Annotated in this window: 19 protein-coding genes; 4 read left to right on the top strand and 15 right to left on the bottom strand. The window is 72.8% G+C overall.

The genetic code is table 11. The features are described from left to right. Nucleotides 1-109: 109 nt before the first annotated feature. Nucleotides 110-1390 carry an MFS transporter gene (locus tag Q0195_RS12625; protein ID WP_299279099.1) on the bottom strand — a complete coding sequence of 427 codons (1281 nt, stop codon included), beginning with the start codon at nucleotides 1388-1390 and terminating at the stop codon, nucleotides 110-112. A gap of 91 nt (nucleotides 1391-1481) precedes the next feature. Next, complete coding sequence (locus tag Q0195_RS12620; RefSeq protein WP_299279098.1) at nucleotides 1482-2057, bottom strand: DinB family protein; 576 nt, start codon at nucleotides 2055-2057, stop codon at nucleotides 1482-1484. A 207-nt stretch (nucleotides 2058-2264) separates the two neighbouring features. Here Q0195_RS12620 and Q0195_RS12615 point away from each other — a divergent pair, with 207 nt between their 5' ends. Beyond that, nucleotides 2265-2486, top strand: a complete 222-nt coding sequence (locus tag Q0195_RS12615) for a hypothetical protein (RefSeq protein ID WP_299279096.1) — start codon at nucleotides 2265-2267, stop codon at nucleotides 2484-2486. A 25-nt stretch (nucleotides 2487-2511) separates the two neighbouring features. Here Q0195_RS12615 and leuS read toward each other — a convergent pair whose 3' ends face one another. Beyond that, nucleotides 2512-4989, bottom strand: a complete 2478-nt coding sequence (leuS, locus tag Q0195_RS12610; protein ID WP_299279094.1) for a leucine--tRNA ligase — start codon at nucleotides 4987-4989, stop codon at nucleotides 2512-2514. Nucleotides 4990-5280: 291 nt separating this feature from the next. On the opposite strand from leuS, the gene Q0195_RS12605 reads away from it, so the two are divergent. Both Q0195_RS12605 and Q0195_RS12600 read left to right on the top strand, forming a co-directional pair. Then, nucleotides 5281-5865, top strand: coding sequence for an N-acetyltransferase (locus tag Q0195_RS12605; protein ID WP_299279093.1), 585 nt, complete (start codon nucleotides 5281-5283; stop codon nucleotides 5863-5865). Nucleotides 5866-5983: 118 nt separating this feature from the next. Further along, nucleotides 5984-7612, top strand: coding sequence for an FGGY-family carbohydrate kinase (locus Q0195_RS12600; protein ID WP_299279091.1), 1629 nt, complete (start codon nucleotides 5984-5986; stop codon nucleotides 7610-7612). Between the two features lie 115 nt (nucleotides 7613-7727). Here Q0195_RS12600 and Q0195_RS12595 read toward each other — a convergent pair whose 3' ends face one another. The 12 genes from Q0195_RS12595 to Q0195_RS12540 form a co-directional block, all read right to left on the bottom strand. Further along, nucleotides 7728-8792, bottom strand: a complete 1065-nt coding sequence (locus tag Q0195_RS12595; protein ID WP_299279089.1) for an ABC transporter permease — start codon at nucleotides 8790-8792, stop codon at nucleotides 7728-7730. Beyond that, entirely contained in the window at nucleotides 8792-9793 is a 1002-nt protein-coding gene (locus Q0195_RS12590) for an ABC transporter permease (protein WP_299279087.1), read from the bottom strand. The genes Q0195_RS12595 and Q0195_RS12590 overlap by 1 nt, the downstream gene beginning before the upstream one ends. After that, the gene (locus Q0195_RS12585) at nucleotides 9790-11319 is read right to left on the bottom strand and encodes a sugar ABC transporter ATP-binding protein (protein ID WP_299279085.1); all 1530 of its coding nucleotides are present in this window, start codon (nucleotides 11317-11319) and stop codon (nucleotides 9790-9792) included. The genes Q0195_RS12590 and Q0195_RS12585 overlap by 4 nt, the downstream gene beginning before the upstream one ends. Next, a complete protein-coding gene (locus tag Q0195_RS12580; protein ID WP_299279083.1) occupies nucleotides 11309-12373 on the bottom strand; it encodes an autoinducer 2 ABC transporter substrate-binding protein in 1065 nt (354 codons plus the stop codon). The genes Q0195_RS12585 and Q0195_RS12580 overlap by 11 nt, the downstream gene beginning before the upstream one ends. Before the next feature lie 38 nt (nucleotides 12374-12411). After that, the gene (locus Q0195_RS12575; RefSeq protein ID WP_299279082.1) at nucleotides 12412-14115 is read right to left on the bottom strand and encodes a dihydroxyacetone kinase family protein; all 1704 of its coding nucleotides are present in this window, start codon (nucleotides 14113-14115) and stop codon (nucleotides 12412-12414) included. Between the two features lie 51 nt (nucleotides 14116-14166). Beyond that, nucleotides 14167-15669, bottom strand: coding sequence for a tripartite tricarboxylate transporter permease (locus tag Q0195_RS12570; RefSeq protein WP_299279080.1), 1503 nt, complete (start codon nucleotides 15667-15669; stop codon nucleotides 14167-14169). Next, complete coding sequence (locus Q0195_RS12565) at nucleotides 15666-16160, bottom strand: tripartite tricarboxylate transporter TctB family protein (protein WP_299279078.1); 495 nt, start codon at nucleotides 16158-16160, stop codon at nucleotides 15666-15668. The genes Q0195_RS12570 and Q0195_RS12565 overlap by 4 nt, the downstream gene beginning before the upstream one ends. Continuing rightward, complete coding sequence (locus Q0195_RS12560; protein ID WP_299279077.1) at nucleotides 16148-17035, bottom strand: dihydrodipicolinate synthase family protein; 888 nt, start codon at nucleotides 17033-17035, stop codon at nucleotides 16148-16150. The genes Q0195_RS12565 and Q0195_RS12560 overlap by 13 nt, the downstream gene beginning before the upstream one ends. Nucleotides 17036-17122: 87 nt before the next feature. Beyond that, the gene (locus Q0195_RS12555) at nucleotides 17123-18085 is read right to left on the bottom strand and encodes a tripartite tricarboxylate transporter substrate binding protein (protein ID WP_299279075.1); all 963 of its coding nucleotides are present in this window, start codon (nucleotides 18083-18085) and stop codon (nucleotides 17123-17125) included. 30 nt (nucleotides 18086-18115) lie between these two features. After that, on the bottom strand, nucleotides 18116-18799 hold the full coding sequence (locus Q0195_RS12550; protein WP_299279073.1) for a GntR family transcriptional regulator: 684 nt from the start codon (nucleotides 18797-18799) through the stop codon (nucleotides 18116-18118). A 364-nt stretch (nucleotides 18800-19163) separates the two neighbouring features. Next, nucleotides 19164-19775, bottom strand: coding sequence for a dihydrofolate reductase family protein (locus Q0195_RS12545; RefSeq protein WP_299279072.1), 612 nt, complete (start codon nucleotides 19773-19775; stop codon nucleotides 19164-19166). A 97-nt stretch (nucleotides 19776-19872) separates the two neighbouring features. Continuing rightward, complete coding sequence (locus tag Q0195_RS12540) at nucleotides 19873-20004, bottom strand: hypothetical protein (protein WP_299279070.1); 132 nt, start codon at nucleotides 20002-20004, stop codon at nucleotides 19873-19875. Between the two features lie 304 nt (nucleotides 20005-20308). Here Q0195_RS12540 and Q0195_RS12535 point away from each other — a divergent pair, with 304 nt between their 5' ends. Further along, nucleotides 20309-21463: an aminotransferase class I/II-fold pyridoxal phosphate-dependent enzyme gene (locus tag Q0195_RS12535; RefSeq protein ID WP_299279068.1), complete on the top strand. Its 1155-nt coding sequence runs from the start codon at nucleotides 20309-20311 to the stop codon at nucleotides 21461-21463. Nucleotides 21464-21710 lie beyond the last annotated feature (247 nt).

Below are 21710 nucleotides of genomic sequence, written 5' to 3'. Positions count from 1 at the left end.
CGCAGGATAGGCCCGGCACCCGCAGAGCCCCGACAGCCCACCTCCCACCGACAGCCCACCTCCCGCCGACAGCTCAGTTCCCACCGAGCGCCCACTTCCCACCGACGGCTCAGTTCCCAGCGACAGCCGCAGCACCGGCCACGTGGCGTCGGTAGACCGCCATCGTCGGCACCAGCAGCAGCGCGAGCAGTCCACCGGCAAGGGCGAGCGTCGCGAAGCTGCTGCCCGCCACGACCGCGCCGGACAGCGCACCACCGCCGGCGCCGCTGAGCGCGATGAGGACGTCCACGCTGCCCTGGGTGCGGGCGCGGGTGGCCGTCGGGGTGGCGTCGACGATGAGCGCGGTGCCGGCGATGAGCCCGAAGTTCCACCCCAGCCCGAGCAGCGACAGCGAGAGCACGAGCATGAGCAGCGAGTCACCCGGCGCGAGGGCGCCGACCACGCCGGCGAGGAGCAGCGTCACCCCGGAGGCCGCCGCCATCGGCACACGCCCGACCCGGTCGACCAGGCCGCCGGTCACCAGCGAGGGCAGGAACATCGCGCAGACGTGGATGCTGATGACGAGGCCGACGGCGCCGAGACCGTGACCGTGCGCCTGCATGTGGATCGGCGTCATCGTCATGATCGCGACCATGGCGACCTGGGTCAGCACCATGACGGTCGCCCCGGCGCTGACACCCGGACGCCGGCCTGCCGGGACCGCCTCGCCGGGCGCCGACCTCGCCGCGGCGAGGTCGCGGACGACGAGGAACGGGTCGGGCCGCAGCAGGGTGACCAGCGTGGTCCCCGCGGCGAGGTAGGCGGCACCCGCGAGAAGGAACGGGCTCGCGAGCGCCGGGAAGCCCAGCGCGGTCGCGAGGTCGCCGAGCGGCTCGACGAGGTTGGGCCCGGCGACCGCACCGAACGTGGTGGCGACGAGCGCCACGCTCACCGCCCTGCCGCGCTCCTCGGGCCGGGCGAGGTCGGTGCCGGCGTACCGGGTCTGCAGATGGGTGGCCGCACCCGCGCCGTAGACGAACAGCGCGACGAGGAGCAGCACGACGGCGCCGGTCACCGCGGCGAGGACAACACCGGCCGCGCCGAGCGCCCCCGCGGCGAACCCGGCGCCGAGACCGGCCCGACGCCCGGAGCGCTGGGTGAGCCGCCCGACGAGGAACGCGGTGAGCGCCGAGCCCAGGGTGAACAGGGCGACCGGCAGTCCGGCCAGGCCACGCGTGCCCAGCATGTCCTCGGCGAGCAGCGCACCGACGGTGATCCCCGCGGCGAGCCCGGCTCCGCCGAGCACCTGGGTGACGGCGACGACGGCAAGGACGCGCCGCTGCAGCGCCCGGCGCGCGCCGTCGTCGCGCGCGACCAGGTCGGCCGCCTCACGGCTGCCGGGCCGACTCATGAGTCCTCCGCTCCGGCGCCGCCCCTCCGCTTCCCGAGCACGGTCACCAGGACGAGCATGGCACCGGGAGCCCGGTGCCGGCGAGGTGGGGTCAGCCGCCGACCTCCTCGGCGACCTGCCGTAGTCGGGCGACGTAGCCGCGCCACCACTCCTCGTCGCGGCCGGGGATGTTCGTGGCCCCCTGGCGCAGCCCCACCGACCCGTCGACGAGCTCGCGGACGATGTCCATGTGCCCGGCGTGCTGGGCCGTCTCGGCGATGACGTGGACGAGGATCTGGTGCAGCGTCACGTCGCCGGCTCGCCACCACGGCACGTTCCCGGCTGAGCCGAGGTCGAGCGCCTCGATGGTGGCGTCGGCGTGCTCGGTGGCCAGGCGGTACAGGCCGATGACGTCCGCGGCCGACTCGTCGGCGGTGGCCCACATGTCGGCGTTGTCCTCGGCGTCCTCGGCCAGCCACGGCGGGCTCACCGGCGCGGGGCGACCGAAGGTCACCCCGAAGTAGTCGAGCTCGATACCGGCCAGGTGCTTGACCACGCCGAGGAGGTTGGTGCCGGTCGGGGTGTGCGGCCAGCGCAGGTCACGCTCCGAGAGCCCCTCGACCTTCCACAGCACGCGTTCGCGCAGGCTGCGCAGGTAGTCGTGCAGCATCTGCTTGGCGTCGTCCATCGGCTCTCCTCGCTCGCTACGACGGCGTGTGCCGAGGGTAGGCCCCGCCGGCGCCGGGACCGAGCACTTTTCCGCCGACGACACCGGCGCCGAGCGAGCCACGGCCGTGAGGTGGCACGGCGCACCGGGGCCCCGGTCCTGTTGGGTAGGCTCCCGGCGCGCACGACCGTCCGGGTCGTGTCGACGGACACGGACGGTGGAGCAGCGATGGCAGGGCCGGGTAGGCAGCAGCGGGGAGGCCGCGTCATCGGCCTGGTGCGCAAGGTCTTCGGGCCGGCGCAGCTCACTCCGGTGCGCGGTCAGGTCGACCACGCCGCCCAGGACCCGCTGGCGACCGTGCGCGGCGACTGGGAGGTGCGGCGCGGCGCCGACGGCCGCACGTACCTCGTCGCCCGCGACACCACGACCCCGGGCACGGTCACCGACTGATCGAGGGCCATCAGCCCACGCGGCGTCAGCCCGGGACCACGTTCACCAGCCGCGGGGCCCGGACCACCACCCGCACCACCGGCCGCCCGGCCAGGGCCCGCCTGACGCCGTCGTGGGCGAGGGCCAACTCGCGCAGCTCCTCCGCGGTCACCGACGGCGCGACCTGCAGCGTGCCGCGCAGCTTGCCGCCCACCTGGAGCACGCAGGTGACGGTCTCGGTGGCGACGAGCTCCGGGTCGACCTCCGGCCAGCGTGCCTCGGCGACCGAGGGCGGGTGGCCGAGCAGCTCCCACATCTCCTCGGCGAGGTAGGGAGCCACCATGCTCAGGAGCACCGTCACCACCTCGGCGGCCTCCCGCACCGCCGGGTCCGCGGGCCCGGGCGCGCCGTCGACCGCGCGGCGGGTGGCGTTGACGAGCTCCATGACGCGGGCGACGACGACGTTGAGGCGCCGCCGCTCCAGGAGGTCCTCCACCTCGGCGACGGTGCGGTGGGTGACGCGGCGCAGCGCCCGATCCCCTGCGGCCGGGTCGGCACCCACCGGCGCGCCGACGTCGGCGGCCAGCCGGTAGCAGCGCTGGAGGAACTTCACCGTCCCGGCGGGGTTGACGTCGGCCCAGTCGAGGTCGTCCTCCGGCGGTCCGGCGAAGAGGATCGTCGTGCGGACGGCGTCGACGCCGTACCGGTCGAGCTGCTCGCCGAGGTCCACGCCGTTGCCCAACGACTTGCTCATCGCCCGGCCCTGGTTGACCACCTGGCCCTGGGTGAGCAGGCGGAGCACCGGCTCGGGGAAGTCGACGAGCCCGGCGTCCTGGAGCGCCTTGGTGATGAAGCGCATGTAGAGCAGGTGCAGGACGGCGTGCTCGGCGCCGCCGACGTACTGGTCGACCGGCATCCAGCGGCGCACGGCGTCGGGGTCGAACGGGGCGTCGCCGTAGCCGGGCGAGCAGTACCGCAGGAAGTACCAGGAGGAGTCGACGAAGGTGTCGAGGGTGTCGGTGTCCCGGCGCGCCGCACCGCCGCACCGCGGGCAGGGCAGGCGCACCCACTCGGTGGCCGCGGCGAGGGGGGAGACGCCGCGGGGGGCGAGGTCGGCGCCGGTGAGGTGGGGCAGGGTGACCGGCAGCTGGTCCTCGGGCACCGGCACCTCCCCGCAGCCGGGGCAGTGCACCATCGGGATCGGTGCGCCCCAGAAACGCTGCCGGCTCACCAGCCAGTCGCGCAGCCGGTAGCTCGTCCCGGCGCGGCCGGTCCCGTCGGCCTCGAGCCGCGCCACGACGGAGGCGACGGCTGCGGCCCGGTCGGTCAGCCCGTCCAGCGGGCCGGAGCGCACGTAGGTCCCATCTCCCGTGGCCGCCACGCCGGTCTCCGCGGGCGACGGCTCCCCGGTGTCGACGACCACCCGCACCGGCAGCCCCTGCGCGCGGGCGAAGTCGAGGTCGCGCTGGTCGTGCGCGGGGACGGCCATGACAGCACCTGTGCCGTGGTCGGCGAGCACGTAGTCGGCGGCGTACACCGGCAGACGGCTGCCGTCGACCGGGTTCACCGCGTGGGCGCCGAGGAACACCCCGGTGCGGGCACCCTGCGCCTGGCGTTCGACGTCCGACAGCCGCCGGGTGCGCTCGCGGTACGCCTCGAACTCGGCCCGCTGTCCGGCGGCCACGATCTCGGCGGCCAGCGGGGCGTCCGGGGCGACGACGAAGAACGTCGCGCCGTAGAGCGTGTCCGGACGGGTGGTGAAGACTGTGACGGTGCGGGGCTCGCCGTCGTCGGGCTCGATGCGGAAGTCGACGTAGGCGCCCGCGGAGCGGCCCACCCAGTTGCGCTGCATCTCCAGCACCCGGTGGGGCCAGCCGTCCTCGAGCAGGGCCATGTCGTCGAGCAGCCGGTCGGCGTAGGCGGTGATGCGCAGGAACCACTGGGTGAGCTCGCGGCGGGTGACCTGGGCGCCGCACCGCTCGCACCGGCCGTGGACCACCTGCTCGTTGGCGAGGACGGTCTGGTCGCGCGGGCACCAGGTGACCTGGCTGCCGCGGCGGTAGGCCAGCCCCCGCTCCCACAGGCGCAGGAACAGCCACTGGGTCCACCGGTAGTACTCCGGGTCGGAGGTGTGCAGCCGGCGGGTCCAGTCCAGGCTCAGCCCGTAGCGGCGCAGCGAGCGCGCCTGGGTCTCGACGTTCGCGTAGGTCCACGCGGCCGGGTCGCTGCCCCGGGCGATCGCGGCGTTCTCGGCCGGCAGCCCGAAGGAGTCCCAGCCGATCGGGTGGAGCACGTCGTAGCCGCGCAGGCGCAGGTAGCGGGCGACGACGTCACCGATGACGAACGCCTCGGCGTGGCCCATGTGCAGGTCGCCGGAGGGGTAGGGGAACATGTCGAGGACGTAGCGCCGCTCCCGGGCGCCGTCGTCGGCCGCGACGAAGGTGCCGTGCTCGGCCCAGTAGCGCTGCCACCGCTCCTCCGCGGCGTGGGCGTCGTAGGTGTGCGTCGTACGGACGTCGGTCATGGTCCCCCCGGTTCCGGAAACGAAAAAACCCCTCACGATGACGCTGAGGGGTGGCCGCGCGGCGTGTGCCCGCGGCTACGGACGAAGCAGGACGTACTGCATGGGTCGGTGAGTATGCCACGGCCGCGGCGCCGAGCTGAAGGGGCCGGGACCGAGAATCCGGGTGAGCCGCCCCCGCCCGCCCCGTACTCTCGGCCACGTGCGCATCGCCCGGGCGTGCCGCTCCGACGACGGGGACGCGCCCGACGCCGGCGCTGCACACCCACCGCTGCCCTACCGAGGAGCCCGACCGTGCCGTTCCGCTCCACCGCCCCCGCCGGCCTGACGACCGACACCTTCGTCCTGCGCCCGATCACCGCCGCCGACGCCGAGCCGGACCACGCCGCGGTGATGGAGAGCCGCGAGCTCCTGCGTGTCTGGGAGCAGTCCACGTGGCCCACCGACGACTTCACCGTGGCCGACAACCGCGCCGACCTCGCGGAGCTCGAGCTGCGGCACGCGGAGGGCCGTGCCTTCACCTACACGGTGCTCGACCCGGCCGGCAGCGAGTGCCTCGGGTGCGTCTACCTCATGCCACCGGACGCGAGCATGTACGACGGCGCGCGCATCACCCCGGTGGGTGAGCACCGCTGGGCCGAGCACGACGCCGCGGTCTACTTCTGGGTGCGCACCTCCCGCCTCGCCGCGGGCACCGACCGTGCGCTCCTCACCGCCCTGCGCGACTGGATCGCACGGGACTGGGACCTGGGGCCGCACGTCTTCGTCACCCACGAGCAGCTCACCCGGCAGGTGGCGCTCCTCGCCGACGCCGGGCTGCAGCTGCGGTTCACGGTGGAGGAGGCCGACAAGCCGGGGCGCTACCTCGCGTTCGGGTAGCGCAGTGCTGGGGGCTGTCCGCGGGTCCCTCCACGGTGGGCCGGAAGTCGGTCCGCAGCGGCCCCGGCCCGACCTACGATGAGGGGCGGACCGACCCCTCGAGCGAACCGGAGGCCTCGTGACGTACCCCGACGCGGTTGCACCTGCGAACGAGAACGACCACGCCGCGCGGGAGGCGATCCGCGACGGCCGGACCTCCCTGGGGATCGAGCTCGGGTCCACCCGGATCAAGGCCTGCCTCGTCGGGCCCGACCCGGCGACGGTGCTGGCGGTCGGTTCCCACGAGTGGGAGAACGAGTACGTCGACCGGATGTGGACCTACTCGCTGGAGTCGGTGTGGGCCGGGCTGCAGGCGGCCTACGCCGACCTCGTCGCGGACGTCGAGCGTCGCTACGGTGTGCGGCCCTCGACCTACGGGGCCATCGGGATCTCGGGGATGATGCACGGCTACCTGGCCTTCGACGGCGACGGCGGGCTCCTCGTCCCCTTCCGCACGTGGCGCAACACGACCACCGGTCCCGCCGCGGCCGAGCTGTCCGAGCTGTTCGGTGTCAACATCCCGCTGCGCTGGTCGGTGGCCCACCTGTACCAGGCCGTGCTCGACGCCGAGCCGCACGTGGGCAGCGTCCGCTTCCTCACCACCCTGTCCGGCTACGTCCACTGGCGGCTGACCGGGCAGCAGGTGCTCGGTGTCGGCGACGCCTCGGGCATGTTCCCGATCGACGACGCCACCGGGGACTACGACGCCCAGATGGCCGACCGGTTCGACGCGCTCGTCGCCGACCGCGCCCCCGGCCTCAGGGTGCGCGAGCTGCTGCCGCGGGTGCTGCGTGCCGGTGAGCCGGCCGGTCGGCTCACCGCCGAGGGCGCGGCCCTGCTCGACCCCTCCGGCACGCTCCGCCCGGAGGTGCCGATGTGCCCGCCGGAGGGTGACGCCGGTACCGGGATGGTGGCGACCAACTCCGTCGCGCCGCGCACGGGGAACGTCAGCACCGGGACGAGCATCTTCGCGATGGTCGTCCTCGAGCGGCCGCTGGCGAGCCTGCACCACGAGATCGACCTCGTCACCACCCCGAGCGGGGAGCCGGTGGCGATGGTCCACTGCAACAACGGTGCCGGGGAGTTCGCCGCCTGGGCCGAGCTCTTCGGCCGGTTCGCCGCGCTGTCGGGGAACCCGCTCGAGCCGGACGACGTCTTCGCCACCCTCCTCGGTGAGGCCCTCGAGGGTGACGCCGACGCCGGTGGCCTCGTCGCGTACAACCACCTGGCCGGCGAGCCGGTGGCCGGCCTCACCGACGGCCGCCCGCTGCTCGTCCGCACCCCCGACAGCCGGTTCACCCTGGCCAACTTCGTCCGCGCCCAGGTGTACGGCGTCTTCGGCACGCTGAGCCTGGGGATGGAGATCCTCGCCGGCGAGGGGGTGCAGGTCGACCGGATGCTCGCCCACGGCGGGATGTTCCGCACCCCCGGCGTCGCCCAGCGGCTCATGGCCGCCGCGCTGGACGCCCCGGTGGCGGTGGCGGGCACCGCCTCCGAGGGCGGAGCGTGGGGCATCGCGGTCCTCGCCTCCTACCTCTCCCGGGCCGGGGAGATGGACCTGCGCACCTATCTCGCCGACCACGTGTTCGCGAGCGCCGACATCGACATCGCGCAGCCGGACCCCGAGGACGTCTCCGGCTACCGCACCTTCCTCGAGCGGTACCGGTCCGGCCTGGCGGTCATGGCCGCCGCCGTCGAGGCGCTCTGACCGGGAGGCGGCACACTCGCCCGGACACCTCCAGACCGCCCACACGCACGCGACGGGCCCATCCGGTGAGGCACCGGGTGGGCCCGTCGCGTCGGTCGTGGACCAGGGTCACCGACTACGAGGTGGTCGTGGACCGCTCCGGTTCCGCCCCGGACGGCTCGGAGCCGGCCGGTGGCTCCTCCCGCTGCCAGAACCGCCAGCCACGGCTGCGCGTCCCGTCCCCGAGCCGCTGGCTGAGACCCAGCACGAGGATGAGGAGGACACCCCAGCCGAACTCGGCGGCGAAGTTGGCTCCGCTCCAGCGGCCCAGCGCCATGTTGATGCCGGTCTGCACCTGCTGCATGGCCGCCACCGAGAGCAGCACGAGGACGATCCGCCCCCGGCCGCCGTTCGTGTCGATCCCGGTGAGGACGGCGACGAGGATCGCCTGGATGAGGTAGGACGACCCGAAGGAGACGTTCGCCGCGTTGGTCCCCGCGAACATCACCAGCCCGGCCGTGGCGGCGAGCAGGCCGCTGAGCACGTAGGTGGTGATCTGCACCCGCTCGACGTCGATCCGCGCGAAGCGGCTCACCTTCTCCGACGCGCCGATCGAGTAGAGCCGGAACCCGAACCGCGTCCGCAGCGTGATGTAGCCGAGGACGGCGACGACGAGCGCGAAGAGCAGGAACGACACCGGGATGCCGGCGAAGGTGCCGGACCCCAGCACGTTGAGGCTGCCGGTGCCGTAGACCGTGCTCCCGCCGGTGATCCCGGTGGACACGCCGGTGAAGAGGGCCAGTGTGCCGAGGGTGATGGGGATCGGGTGCACCCGCAGGTAGGCCACGAGCGTGCCGTTGATGATCCCGGCGACGAACCCGACGGCGAGGCCGGCGAGGACGCCGACCACCGCCGCACCGCCGACGCCGAGCTTCGGTTCGAGCGCCCCGATGACGGCGGCCGCACAGATGCCCGCCGCGTTGGCGACCGCGACGATGGACAGGTCGATGCCGCCGACGAGGAAGGTGATCCCGATGCACAGGGCGAGGAGCCCGATGGGGGCCATCTGGCTGGCCATCGAGGCGATGTTGCGCCCGGTGGGGTAGGTGCTCGGCGCCAGGATGCTCATGACGACGAACAGCCCGACGACGAGCCCGACGAGGGCGACGATGTGGAGCTTGCTTCCCAGACGTGCGTCCATCAGGCCGACACCACCACTCCGCGTGCACGTTCCGTCCTGCGGGCCCGGATCGCCGGGATCCCGACACCCAGGAGCAGGAACAGGCCGACGAAGGCCTGCCGCCAGGCGGACGGGATCCCCACGAGGACGAGGCTGGTGCCCACCATCGTGATGAGGAGGACACCGAGCATGGTGCCGAGCACCGAGCCCCGGCCACCGGTCACCGCCGCGCCACCGAGGACGACGGCGGCCAGCACCTCCATCTCCAGGCCGACGAGCGTGAACGGGTCGGCGGCGCGGTTGAGCGAGGCGCTGAGGATGCCGGCGAGCCCGGCGAGGATGCCGGCGACGACGAAGGCGCTGAAGCGCACCCGGCTCGCCGGGACACCGAGCCGCACGGCGGCCTCCTCGTTGTCGCCGATGGCGTAGAGGTTGCGGCCCCACCCGGTGGAGCGCAGCGCCCACGCCAGGGCCACGGCGAGCACGAGGAGGATGAGGACGGCCACGTGCAGCGAGGCCTGCCGGCCCGCCGATGTCACGGTGACGAGCTGGGTCTGGGAGAACTCCGTCATCTGCGCCGGGAGCACCCGGATGCGCTCGGTGCCGACGAAGGCGAGCAGCCCGCCCCGGAAGAGCGTCAGCGTGCCCAGGGTGACGATGAGGGAGGGCAGCTTGAGCAGGGAGACGAGCACGGCGTTGACGACGCCGAAGAGCCCTCCGAGGAGGCACGCGAGCAGCGCCGCGACGACGAACGGGCCCTCGTACCCGATCTCGAGCAGGACGACGGTGCTGATGTACATCGACGCGACGGCGGTGGCCGACACCGAGATGTCGATCCCGCCCGTGATGAGGACGACGAGCAGGCCCAGGGCCATGAGACCGATGACGACGGCGCTGCGGGCGATCCCGAACAGGTGCGCGAGGGAGAAGAACTCCGGCGCCATGAGCCCGAAGACCACCGCCACCCCGACGATGACGGCCGCGAGGAGTGTCTCGCGGCTACTTCGGAGTCGTTGGATCACGACTCGCCTCCTCTACTGATGATGTCGACCAGGGTCTCCTCGTCGAGCTCGTCCGCGTCGCGTCGGGCCACGACCCGTCCCTCGTGGATGAAGACGATGTCGTCGCAGACGCTCAGCAGCTCGGCGGGCTCGTCGGAGATGACGAGCACCGAGGTGCCCTGGTCGGCGATGTCCCGCACGACGTCGTGGATGTCGGCCCGGGAGCCGATGTCCACGCCCACCGTCGGGTTGTTCAGCACGATGACGTCCGGCCGCGGGGCCAGGGCCCGCGCGAGCAGCACCCGCTGCTGGTTGCCTCCGGACAGGGAGGAGACGGGGTTGCGGACGTCGGGTGCCTTGATCCGCAGCGAGTCGCGCCACGTCGTGCCGAGCTCGACGATCTTCTCCGTCGAGACGCTCCCGCCGCGGCCGAGCACCTCCTCCAGGTCGTTGACCGCGATGTTGTCCGCGATCGACCAGTCGAGGAAGAGGCCCTCGGTGAGCCGGTCGTCCGGCACGTACTGCAGACGTGGGTTGTCCCGCAGGTTGGTCGCGACTTTGCCGCGGTAGCGTATCTCCCCGCTCTCCGGGGTGACGAGCCCGGCGATCGCCAGCCCGATCTCGATCCGGCCGGAGCCGACGAGGCCGGCGAGCCCGACGACGCGCCCGGCGTACAGGTCGAGGTCGATGTCGTGGAAGCTCGACCGCAGGGTGAGGCCGCGCACCTGGACGACGGGCTCCTCGGTGCTCGCCGGTGGCTTGGCCCGGCGGACGTTCTCGACCATCCCGCCGGTCATGAGCTCGGTGATCCGGGCCTGGTCGTACTCCGTGGACGGCCCGGTGGCGACGATCTGCCCGTCCCGGATGACCGTGACGTCGTCGGCGATCGCGACGACCTCGCGCAGCTTGTGGGAGATGAACAGGAACGTCAGTCCCTGCTCGCTGAGCGAGCGGACGGTCTGGAGCAGGTTGTCGATCTCGTCCTGGGTGAGCGCCGCGGTCGGCTCGTCCATGAGGATGATCCGGCCGTCGGAGGAGACGGTGCGGGCGATCGCGACGAGCTGGCGCTCGGCGGTGGACAGGTCCCCGAGCCGGGCGTCCGGGTCGATGTCGAGCTCGAGCGCGGCCAGCGCCCTGGTCGCGTGCTCGCGGACCTCCCGGGGGCGGATGACCCGCAGCTGCGGGTCACCGCCGGAGAACGCGAGGTTCTCCGCGACGGTCATGTTGGGGAACAGCGCGAGGTCCTGGTAGATCACCCGCACGCCGTGGGCGATGCTGACGCGGGGGTCGCTGGTGTCGAGCCGCCGGCCGTCGATCGCCACCGTGCCGGCGTCCGGATGCTCCACCCCGGCGATGACCTTCGTCAGGGTGGACTTGCCCGAGCCGTTCTCCCCGACAAGGGCGTGGACGGTGCCCTTGCGGATGGTGAGGTCGACGTCGTCGAGCGCGACGACCTTCCCGTACGTCTTGCGCACACCGCGCACGGCGACGGCGGGCGGGGCGCCGCCCTCGCGAGACGGCGCCCCGGTGCTCCGGTCAGAAGTCATACTCGTCGACGTTCTCGAGGTCGACCTCGATCCACGCCTTGTCGCCATAGATGACCTTGCCGTCGATCGAGATGTTCTCGTAGCCGGCAACGCCGAGGTCCATCCCGTCGGTGATCTCCTCACCGTCGAGGATCGCCTTGGCGAGCACGTTCATCGCGTAGGCGGCGTCAGCGGGGTCCCAGAAGGTGATGAGGTCGATGGCCCCGGACTCCAGTCCCGCGCGGGCGTCGTTCGGGGTGCTGGTGCCGACGACGGCGATCTCGTCCTGCAGCCCGGCCTCCTCCACGGCCTGGCCCACACCGACGACGTCGGTGGACGCCGAGCCCTGGACGCCCTTGAGGTCCGGGTAGGCGGAGAGGAGCTCCTGCATACGCTCGTAGGCGATCTGGGAGTCGTCGGAGGTCTCGATGAAGTCCCCGACCATCTCCATGTCGGGGTAGTTCTCCTCCTGGTACTCCTTGGCGGCGGTCACCCAGGCCATGTGGGTGGCCGAGCTGAGCGAGCCGACCATCATGGCGTACTGGCCCTCACCGCCCATGCGGGTGGCGAGCTGCTCCATGAGGTTGCGGCCGTAGTCCTCGTTGCGGAACGCCTCGAGGTCCCAGTCGGCGTTCTCGATCTCCGGGGCCTCGTGGGTGATGACGACGACGTCCTGCTCCATCGCCCGGCCGAGCACCTGCTCGACGGCGTCGGGCTGGAAGGGCACGACGGCCAGGGCGTCGACGTCGGAGGCGAGGAGGTCCTCGATGACGCGGACCTGGGCGTTGGCGTCGGCCTGGCCCGAGCCCTGCATGTAGGCGTCCACGCCGGTGTCGGCGGCGTAGCGCTCGGTGCCCTCCCCGAGCCGGGTGAACCACGAGATGCCGGTGAGCTTGGGCACGGTGACGATCGTGTGCTCGCCGCTGCCGCCGCCGTCGGTCGCGGTGCTGTCGGTGGCGGTGTCGGTGCCGCCGCCGTCCTCCTCGAGGGAGCCGCAGGCGGCGAGGGCCATCGGCAGGATCGCGGCGGTGGCGACGAGGGCCGTCAGGCGCCGCTTGGTGCTGGAAACAGTCATGGCTTCTCCTGGGTCGTGGTTGTCGTGACGGACGGTGGTCAGAACTCCTTGGCGATCTCCTCCAGGAGGCGGAGGAAGGCGACCGAGCCCGGGTCGCGGTGACCGACGCTGCGCTCACCGACCCAGCTGGCCCGGCCTCGCTGGGAGACCTTCGCGGCTCCCTCCTCGACGGCGCTGGAGGCCGTCTGCACCGCCTGTGCGGCGATGTCGCCGGCCGCCGCGCCGCGCCGGTCGGTGACGAGCTCGGCGACGGGGGCGATGACGTCGACGACGGTCTTGTCGCCGAGCCTGGCCCCGCCCCGCTCCATGATCCGCTGCTGGAACGCAGTGAGCGCGGTGGCGAGCTCCTCGGTGGTGAACCGCTCGGCCTCGGTCACCGCGGCCGCGGCGGCGACGAGGCCGCCGCCGATGAGGGCGGCGTAGGTCGAGGGGTTGGCGCCGGAGAAGGCGACTCCCGCGGCCCGGAGCACCTCGCTGGGGTGGGCGTTCTCCGGGAGCGCGGACACCGCCTGGTGCACCGCCTTGGCGCCGGCGCTGACGGTGATGCCGAGGTCGCCGTCGCCGAGGGCGGCGTCGAGCTCACGCAGCTCCTCGGCGTGGCCGGGGAGCCGCTCGGTGGCGGCCAGGACGATGTCGCGCAGCCGGCCGGCGTCCTCGAGGGTGCGCACCTCGCCGGTCTCGGCGGCGGCGGAGCGGACCACGGGGGCCTTCTTCGCGGGGATCTCGGTGAGCGGCTCGACGGCGCCCTGGGTGAAGAAGGGCGAGCGGGCCGGGGCGTCGATGAGCTCGGTGAGCTCGTCGTCCAGGTGGAGGATGGACAGCGAGGCACCGGCCATCTCCAGGCTGGTGGCGTACTCGCCGATGTACTTGCGGTGGATCGTCACGCCGCGCTCGGCGAGCACCCGGTGGGTGCGGCGGTAGATGAGGTAGAGCTCCTCGAGCGGGGTGGCGCCCAGGCCGTTGACGAGCACGACGACCTTGCTGCCCTCGGTGAGGTCGAGCTCCTTGAGGAGCTCGGCGAGGAAGCGGTCGGTGATCTGGTCCGCCGTCTCCAGCGGGCCGCGGTGGTGGCCGGGCTCGCCGTGGATGCCGATACCGATCTCCATCTCGCCCTCGCCGAGGGTGAAGGTCGGCTCCCCCGCGGCCGGGAGGATGGTCGGGGCCAGGCCCACGCCCATGGTGCGGGTGCGGTCGACGGTGCGCTGGGCGATCTCGGTGACCTTGTCGAGGTCGTCACCGCGGTCGGCCGCCGCGCCTGCGGTCTTGTAGGCGAGGATGAGGCCGGCGACGCCGCGGCGGGTCTCGGCCTTCTCCGGCGGCGCGGAGAGGATGTCGTCGGTGCCGAGCACCGTGGTCGTGCGGATGCCGTCGGCGGCGGCGAGGTCGGCGGCGACGTCGAAGTTGTAGACGTCCCCGCCGTAGTTGCCGTAGAGGTACAGCACGCCGGCGCCGTCGTCGCTGGCCGCGGTCGCGGCGTAGATCTGCTCGGCGGAGGGCGAGGAGAAGACGTTGCCGACGGCGACGCCGGAGCACAGGCCCCGCCCCACGTACCCGAGGAACAGCGGCATGTGGCCCGAGCCGCCACCGGTGACGATGCCGACCTTGCCGCCGGTCCCGGCGTCGGTGCGGACGAGGGCACGGCGGTCCTCGGAGGCCGCGCGCAGCTCGTCCGGGTGCGCCAGCAGCAGTCCGTCGACGACCTCGTCGACGAAGTCGTTCGGGTTGTTGATGATCTTCTTCACTACTCCAGCTCCTTCTTCAGTCGTAGGTGATCCGTCGGGTGCGGGATTCGATCAACGTGGCGTCAGGGCATCCTGGGACCTCCGGCCCATGCCGGCCCGGACGCGGCGCAGGAGCGTGCCGACGAGGACGACGGCGGTGAGCGCGAGGAGGGCGATCGAGATCCAGCTGTCGACGAGCTCGCCGGGGCCGCCGATGACGAGGGCGCGGCGCAGGTTGGCCTCGGCCAGCGGGCCGAGGAGCAGGCCGAGGACGACCGGCCCGGCGGGGATGCCGGCGCGTTTGAGTCCGAGGCCGACGACGCCGGCCACCATCATCGTCATGACGGTGAAGACGTTGTTGCTCGTCGCGTAGGTGCCGACCATGCAGAAGATGAGGATGACGGCCCACAGGTACTGCGGCTTCATGTCCAGCAGGCGCACCATCCCGCGGGTGCGGACCAGGCTCAGCGCACCGGTGATGAGCGTGGCCACGACCATGATCGCGGCGATGAGGACCACCATGTCGGGGCGGTCGGTGAACAGCGAGGGGCCGGGCTGGATGCCCCAGATGATCATCGACCCGATCATCACGGCCATGACCGAGTCGCCGGGGATGCCCAGCGCCATCGTCGTCGTCAGCGACCCGCCGAGGGTGGCGCTCGACGCGGTGTCGGACGCCGCGACGCCCCCGACGTAGCCGGTGCCGAACTTCTCCGGCTTCTTCGACAGGGAGCGGGCGCGGTCCCAGCCGATGAGCCCGGCGATGTCGCCGCCGGCGGCCGGCACGATCCCCACCCCGAGCCCGACGGCGCCGCCGACGGCGCCGCCGCGGGCGGACTCGCGCAGCTCCTGCTTGGTGGGCCACCACCGGCCCAGCCCGGAGATGGGCCGCGTCGCGGTCTCCCGGTGGGTGATGATCTGGTCCAGCACCTCGGCGATGCCGAAGAGCCCGATGATGACGGCGATGAACTCCACGCCGGAGGTCAGCTCGTTGATGCCGAAGGTGAACCGGGCGTCACCGGTGATGGGGTCGCGGCCGACGACGGCGAGGAGCAGCCCGAGCACCCCGGCGAGGAGCCCCTTGAGGAGCGACCGTGAGGCGATGCTGATCATGATGGTGAGGCCGAAGAGCACGAGGGCGAACATCTCGGCCGGCCCGAAGCGCAGCGCGAAGGACGCGATGGGCTGGGCGATGAGGACGAACAGCACCATGCTGGCGAGGATCCCGACGGCGGTGGCGATGCCGGACACGACGAGCGCCAGCCCCGCCTGGCCCTTCTTGGCCATCGGGTAGCCGTCGAGCGTGGTGGCGATGGAGGCCGGGGTGCCGGGGGTGTTGATGAGGATGGCCGGGATCCGGTCGCCGAACTGGCCGGCGACGTAGATGCTCAGGAGGACGGCGAGCCCCTGCTCCGGCGGGAGCGTGAGGGTGAAACCGCTCGCGAGCGCCACCGCCATGGTCATGGTGACGCCGGGGAAGAAGCCGACGAGCAGGCCGAGCACCATGCCCAGGAGCATGAAGCCCCAGAAGGCGAGGTCGGTGAAGGCGCTCAGCCCTTCGAGGATGGTGTTCACAGCGGCACCCGCAGGAGTAGGTCGAACAGGACGTAGATGAGGGCCGTGACCCCGAGGGGGAAGAGGAGGAGGAACTTCCAGCTCCGGATCCCGAAGACGACGGCGAGCACGGCGAGGTAGACGACGGACGGGATGACGAACCCGACGGCGCCCCAGACCTCGATGAAGATGATCGACAGGACGATCGCGAGCCCGGCGCGCACCCACCCCTCCCGGGTGCCGGCCTGGACCCCCTCACGTGCGGCGGGGGGACGGGTGAGGCCGATGACGAGGAGCACGACGGACAGCGCCAGTCCGGTTCCCCCGAGGACGAGCGGCCACCAGGCCGGGGAGAGCCCGCCGGAGTCGACCCGCGACTCGATCCCCCGCGCGAGCAGGAGGACGAGGATGCTGGCGACGACGGCGAGGGCGGCGACGACCCCCTCGAAGGCGCGGGAGGTGCGGGCCGGCGGGGGTGCGTCCGGCGCCGGTGTGTCGGTCAGCTGTTCCATCGTTCCAGCTCCTGGGCGATGGCGGCGCGGTCGGCCTCCGGGGCCGCCTCGACGCTCGCGCGGACCGGGCCTGCGGGCAGTCCCCGCAGCTCCAGACCGGCCTTGAGGTGGGCGATGCTGCCGGCGCGGACGAGGTCGACGGCGCGGACGATGTCCGCGCGGTACCCGTCGGCCGCCTCGTGGTCCCCCGCCGCGAGCGCGTCGCGCAGCCGGAGGAACGGCTGGGGGAAGACGCTGGAGACGCCGGAGATGACGCCCGCGCCGCCGGCGGCGACGAAGGGGGCGAAGGAGACGTCGTTGCCCGACAGGACGACGAAGCCCTCCGGGGCGGCGGCGAGGTAGCGGGACACGGACTCGTCGCTCTCGCCGCTGATCTTCACCCCGGTCACCCCGACCTCGGCGAGGAGGGGCAGCTGTTCCCAGGGCAGGACCGTCGTCGTGCGGGCGGTGAAGAGGTAGGCGTACACCTCGGCGTCGCCGGCCGCCTCGACCACCTGGCGGAAGTAGTCGACGGTGGCCTCGACCGGTGCCGGGAAGTAGTAGGGGGTGACGGCGGCGATCTTGCGGGCCCCTGCCCGGACGGCACCGGCGGTGAGCCGCACGGCCTGGCGCGGGTGTGCCGCGCCGACGTGGACGAAGGCCCGCTCCGGCCCGAAGGCCTCCAGGCCCGCCTCGATGACCGCGAGCCGCTCGTCGTCGTCGAGGGTGGTGAACTCCCCCGTGGTACCGGCGACGAAGGCGCCGTCGACGGGCTGCTCGGCGAGCGCGGTGAAGAGGGTGCGCGTGCCGTCCAGGTCGAGTCCGCCGTCGGGCAGGAACGGGGTGGGCACCGCGGTGATGAGGGCGGGTTTGCTGGTGGGGGCTGCGGCGGTCACGGGGTCTCTTCCTCGGGTCGGGGTGGGTGGGGCGGTGGGTGGGTGGAGGGGGCGGTGTCCCGCCCCCTCCACGTCGTCGTGCTCGGGTTACTCGGCGAGGAGGCCGGCGAACACCTCGGCCTGCTCGTTGACGAACGCGGTCGCGTCGGCCGGGTTACGCCACAGCGGGATGTTCCCGGCGCTGGTGATGACGTCGGTGTAGGCCTCGGAGGCGACGGCCTCCTCGACGGCCTCACCGAGGACGTCGATGACCTCGTCCGGCACCCCCGCGGGGGCGCCGAGCATGCCCCAGCCGCCGATGGCGACGTCGATGCCCTCGTCGATGGCGGTCGGGACGTCGGGCAGCGCGTCGGCGGGCTCCTCGGCGAGGACGGCCAGCACGCGCAGCTGGCCGTCGGCGTGCGCCTGGGCGGTCTCCGAGACACCGGCGACGACGGCGTCCACCTGGCCACCGATCGCGGCGGTCACTGCCGGGGCGCCGCCGTCGAAGGGCACCGGGCGGAGCTGGGCGCCGGTCTCCTCGTTGAGGAGGGTGGTGGCGGCGTGCCAGATGGAGCCGGCACCGGAGTTGCCGACGGTGATGGTGTCGGGGTTCTCCGTGGCCGCGTCGATGAGGTCCTGCAGGGTCTGGTACGGGCTGTCGGCGGGGACGCCGATGGTGGCCGGCACCGAGACGATCTGGCCGAGGTACTCGTAGTCGGTGTGGTCGGTGTCGTAGCCCTGCTGGCCGAGCATGACGACCTCCACCGGCATGTACCCCAGCGTGTAGCCGTCCGGGTCGGCGTCGGCCAGCGCGGCCAGGCCGACCGAGCCGGCGCCGCCCGAGCGGTTCTCCACGATGATCGAGACCCCGAGGGACTCCTCCATCTCGCCGGCGAGCGTGCGGGCGGCGAGGTCGGAGGCACCTCCGGCGTCGTACGGCACGATGATCCGCAGGTCGCGGTCGGGGTAGCTCGCGTCGCCGTCGGCGTCGTCACTCGAGCATGCGACCAGGGTGGTGGCGGTCAGCGCGGCGACCGCGATGACAGCTGGACGCTTACGAAACTTCATGGTTTTCCGCTCCTTGCGGTGTTGGGGGGATCAGTTGCTGCGACCTGCGGTCGCCCTGGTGTCCGTCGCGTAGAACTCCCGCACGCGGCCACGGGCGTTGTCCAGGTGCTCTGCCAGGTCCGCTCGCACGGCCTCGAGGCCCCCACTCGAGATGAGGTCGCGCAGGCGGTAGTGGCTCTCGATCGACGGACCGAGATCGCTGTACGTGGTCCGGGAGGCGAGGAGGACCAGGTGGATGCCCGGGCGGTACTGGTCCCAGATCGCCCGGAGCCGCCGGTGGCCGGCGACGATGTAGAAGCTGGAGTGGAAGCGCAGGTCGGCGTCGGCGAAGTCCTCCTCGCGCCCACCCTCGACGGCGCTCTCCATCTCCTTGATCGCGTCGTCGAGCAGCCGGACCAGGTGGTTGCGGTCGCGCTCCATCGCCCACTCGACGGCCGCGGACTCCAGGACGTACCGCAGGGAGAACAGCTCGTCGATGTCCTCGGCCACGAGGCCGCGGATGACCGAGCGCCGCCCGTGGGTCTCGATGAGGCCCTCGCTGGTGAGGATGCGGATCGCCTCGCGGATCGGTCCCCGGCTCAACCCGAACTGGGCCGCCAGCGCCTCCTCGGCGACGACGGTGCCCGGGGCGACCCCGCGTGTCGCGATGAGCCGGCGCAGCTCGTCGGCCACCTGCACGCCGAGCGAGTCCTGCTTGATGGGCTGAATCTGCACTGCGCCTCCTCACGCGCCACCCGGTCTCCGTTAACTGTTAACAGTTAACGGCACGGTGTCGGCGTGAGTCAAGTCACGCGGTCCGGGCGGGCGGCAGGGGCCGCCACGGCGGGCGTGAAGGTGCCAGGGCGGGGCGCGAAGAGGCGCGGCTCCATCGCCGCGCGCGGTGGTCGGAAGACGCCGAACGGCGCCATCCCCCGCCCGCTGGGATGGCGCCGCCCGTGCCGCTGGACGGCGGGACGCAGCCCCACCAAAGCGACAGGTGTCCACTGTGCCACGGGTGTCGCCTTGCGTGGAAGACCTCCGGCCCAGGTGAAGAGCAGCTCCGCGCTGAGCAGGACGAGGGCCCTGGGCCCGTCCGCGGTCAGGTGAGCTCGTAGACGAGGTGTGTGGCCGTCGTCGTCACGAGCACCTCGCGCTGGACCAGGGTGCGCGCCGGTCCGCCGGTGAAGAGCGGCGTGCCGGAGCCGAGGATGACCGGGGCGAGGTGCACCGAGAGCACGTCGACCAGCCCTGCGGCCACCGCGGAGCCCACCGTGGCGCCGCCGCCCATGAGGACGACGTCGAGGTCCGCACCGTGGGCGGCGGACTCGGCCTCCGCGCGGCCGCGGGCGACGGCAACGGCGTCGGCCAGCCCCGTCGTGACGAACGTCCAGTCGAGATCGAGCCGCACGGTCTGCGGCGGGGTGCTGGTCACGACGACGAACGGTGGCTTGCCCACCTCGGTGGCGCCGTAGCCGACCTCCTCGCTCCACCCGCCGGGGGCGTCGACGATGTCGAAGAGTCTGCGGCCGAGGACGACGGCGCCCGAGCGCCGGGTGGCCTCGCGGACGATGCGCTGGTCCTCGGGGTCGTCGGAGAAGGCCCAGGTGTGGAGCGCTTCTCCGCCGGTGCCCAGACCGTTGTCCGGTCCCGGGTCGGGGCCGGTGACGAAGCTGTCGAGGGAGACGGAGATGTCGGCGACAACTCTGACCATGGGTGGACAGACTCGCCCCGGCGTCGGAAGTGAGCGGGCGGGTGTCGGGCTCGCGCCGCTGGAGGTGCCGGCTACCCGGGGGGCGGGGGCACCGGGCTCAGAGGTGCTCCTCGGCCTCGCCGGCAGACGCCTGGTTCAGCCGGACTGCCACGGCGAAGCCGGCGGCCACCAGCTCGTCCAGCCACGACGCGACGCCCACGGTGACCGCAGCCGCTGACCCGTCTCCCATCTCCGCCGCCTCCTCAGTCGACGTCCCAGGTGACGCCACCGATTTGGGCGACACTAGTTGCACAGTACTCGCGGGACGGCGTCGAGTCGTCCCGGCAGGCGGGACAGTGTCGAGTACCACTGCCACGGCCCGGCGACCGGGTAGGTCGGCGGACGTCGCGGGCGCCCGCACGGTGAGACGCGGTGGGTGGATGTGCTCACCCACCGGCCCGAGGAGTGCTCAGCAGCACGCGGCCGCGCGGCGCGGGTTACCGTCGGGAGGCAACGACACCGGCCGGAGGCGGCCGCAGGAGCGGGAGGGTTCCGTGCACCGATTCGACGAGATCACCGTCGAGCAGCTGCGGGCGGCGGGCAGCACCAAGTGGACGCTGTTCCCGGACGCCATCGGCGCGTTCATCGCCGAGATGGACTTCGGTGTGCCCCCGCAGGTGGCCGAGGTGGTGCGGCAGGCGGCCGACACCCAGGCGATGGGCTACCTGCCCGTGGCCGAGCGGGCCGCCACCAGACGGGCCACCGCCCAGTGGCTGGGGCGCGCCTTCGGCTGGCAGGTGCCCGAGGACCACGTCTTCCTCTTGCCCGACGTGCTCTCCGCGCTGCGTATCGCCATCCACCGGTTCACCCCGCCCGGCTCCCCCGTCATCGTCCCCACCCCGGCGTACATGCCGTTCCTCACCGTCGTGCCCGCGCAGGACCGCGAGGTCATCGAGGTGCCCTCGGTCCTCGGCGAGGACGGCCGCTACCGCCTCGACCTCGACGGCATCGACGCCGCCTTCGCCGCCGGGGCCCGGCTGCTCGTGCTGTGCAACCCGTGGAACCCGGTGGGCCGCGTCCTCACCCGCGAGGAGCTGACCGCGGTGGCCGAGGTGGTCGACCGGCACGGCGGGCGGGTCTTCGCCGACGAGATCCACGCCCCGCTCGTCCTCGACGACGTCCCGCACGTCCCCTACGCCTCGCTCGACGCCCGCACGGCCGGGCACACCATCACCGCCGTGGCCGCCTCCAAGGGCTGGAACGTGCCCGGGCTCAAGTGCGGGCAGATGGTGCTCTCCAACGAGGACGACGTCGCCGCCTTCGCCCCGTACGCCACCGACGCCGGCGACACGGTCGGCCTGCTCGGCGCCCGCGCCGCGGTCGCCGCCTACACCCACGGGCAGGAGTGGCTGGACGACGTCGTGGACTACCTGCGCGGCAACCGCGACCTGCTCACCGAGCTGGTGCCCCCCGGCGTGCGGCTCAGCCCGGTGGAGGGCACCTACATCGCCTGGCTCGACTGCCGCGCCCTCGACCTACCCGGTGGACCGGCCCAGTTCTTCCGGCGCGAGGCGGGGGTGGCGCTGACCGACGGCAGGACCTGCGGCGCGGCCGGGGAGGGCTTCGCCCGGCTCATCTTCGCGATGCCGCGACCCATCCTGCGGCAGGCGCTGGAGCAGATGGGGGACGCTCTCGCCGCCCGCTCCTGACATCCCCGGGCGACCCCTAGAGTTGCCCCCCACACCTCCCCGGGACGGAGCGTCGGATCAAGCACAGAACCGGTGCCGAGCTCACGAGCACGCACAGCCAGCCCGCCTCGTCGACACTCGCCTTGTGTACGGCAGGCCTTGTTTCCAGCCTCCGCCTGAGTTTGGTCAGGCCGCAGGCCGACTCGTTGCGGCAACGCGCTGACCTGGGCTGATGGCATGGCTTGAGGCGTGATTGAGGCACTAATCG

Origin of the sequence: uncultured Georgenia sp., from assembly GCF_937958535.1 — a bacterium.
Classification (GTDB): domain Bacteria; phylum Actinomycetota; class Actinomycetes; order Actinomycetales; family Actinomycetaceae; genus Oceanitalea.
The sequence above is the reverse complement of the archived record's forward strand: the minus strand, read 5'-3'. Positions and strand labels throughout refer to the sequence as shown.

What these genes read in the sequence shown, in the direction of transcription:
- Q0195_RS12625 (WP_299279099.1), bottom strand. Translation starts at nt 1,390, where the DNA reads ATGAGTCGGCCCGGCAGCCGTGAGGCGGCCGACCTGGTCGCGCGCGAC.
- Q0195_RS12620 (WP_299279098.1), bottom strand. Translation starts at nt 2,057, where the DNA reads ATGGACGACGCCAAGCAGATGCTGCACGACTACCTGCGCAGCCTGCGC.
- Q0195_RS12615 (WP_299279096.1), top strand. Translation starts at nt 2,265, where the DNA reads ATGGCAGGGCCGGGTAGGCAGCAGCGGGGAGGCCGCGTCATCGGCCTG.
- leuS (WP_299279094.1), bottom strand. Translation starts at nt 4,989, where the DNA reads ATGACCGACGTCCGTACGACGCACACCTACGACGCCCACGCCGCGGAG.
- Q0195_RS12595 (WP_299279089.1), bottom strand. Translation starts at nt 8,792, where the DNA reads ATGGACGCACGTCTGGGAAGCAAGCTCCACATCGTCGCCCTCGTCGGG.
- Q0195_RS12585 (WP_299279085.1), bottom strand. Translation starts at nt 11,319, where the DNA reads ATGACTTCTGACCGGAGCACCGGGGCGCCGTCTCGCGAGGGCGGCGCC.
- Q0195_RS12580 (WP_299279083.1), bottom strand. Translation starts at nt 12,373, where the DNA reads ATGACTGTTTCCAGCACCAAGCGGCGCCTGACGGCCCTCGTCGCCACC.
- Q0195_RS12565 (WP_299279078.1), bottom strand. Translation starts at nt 16,160, where the DNA reads ATGGAACAGCTGACCGACACACCGGCGCCGGACGCACCCCCGCCGGCC.
- Q0195_RS12555 (WP_299279075.1), bottom strand. Translation starts at nt 18,085, where the DNA reads ATGAAGTTTCGTAAGCGTCCAGCTGTCATCGCGGTCGCCGCGCTGACC.
- Q0195_RS12545 (WP_299279072.1), bottom strand. Translation starts at nt 19,775, where the DNA reads ATGGTCAGAGTTGTCGCCGACATCTCCGTCTCCCTCGACAGCTTCGTC.
- Q0195_RS12540 (WP_299279070.1), bottom strand. Translation starts at nt 20,004, where the DNA reads ATGGGAGACGGGTCAGCGGCTGCGGTCACCGTGGGCGTCGCGTCGTGG.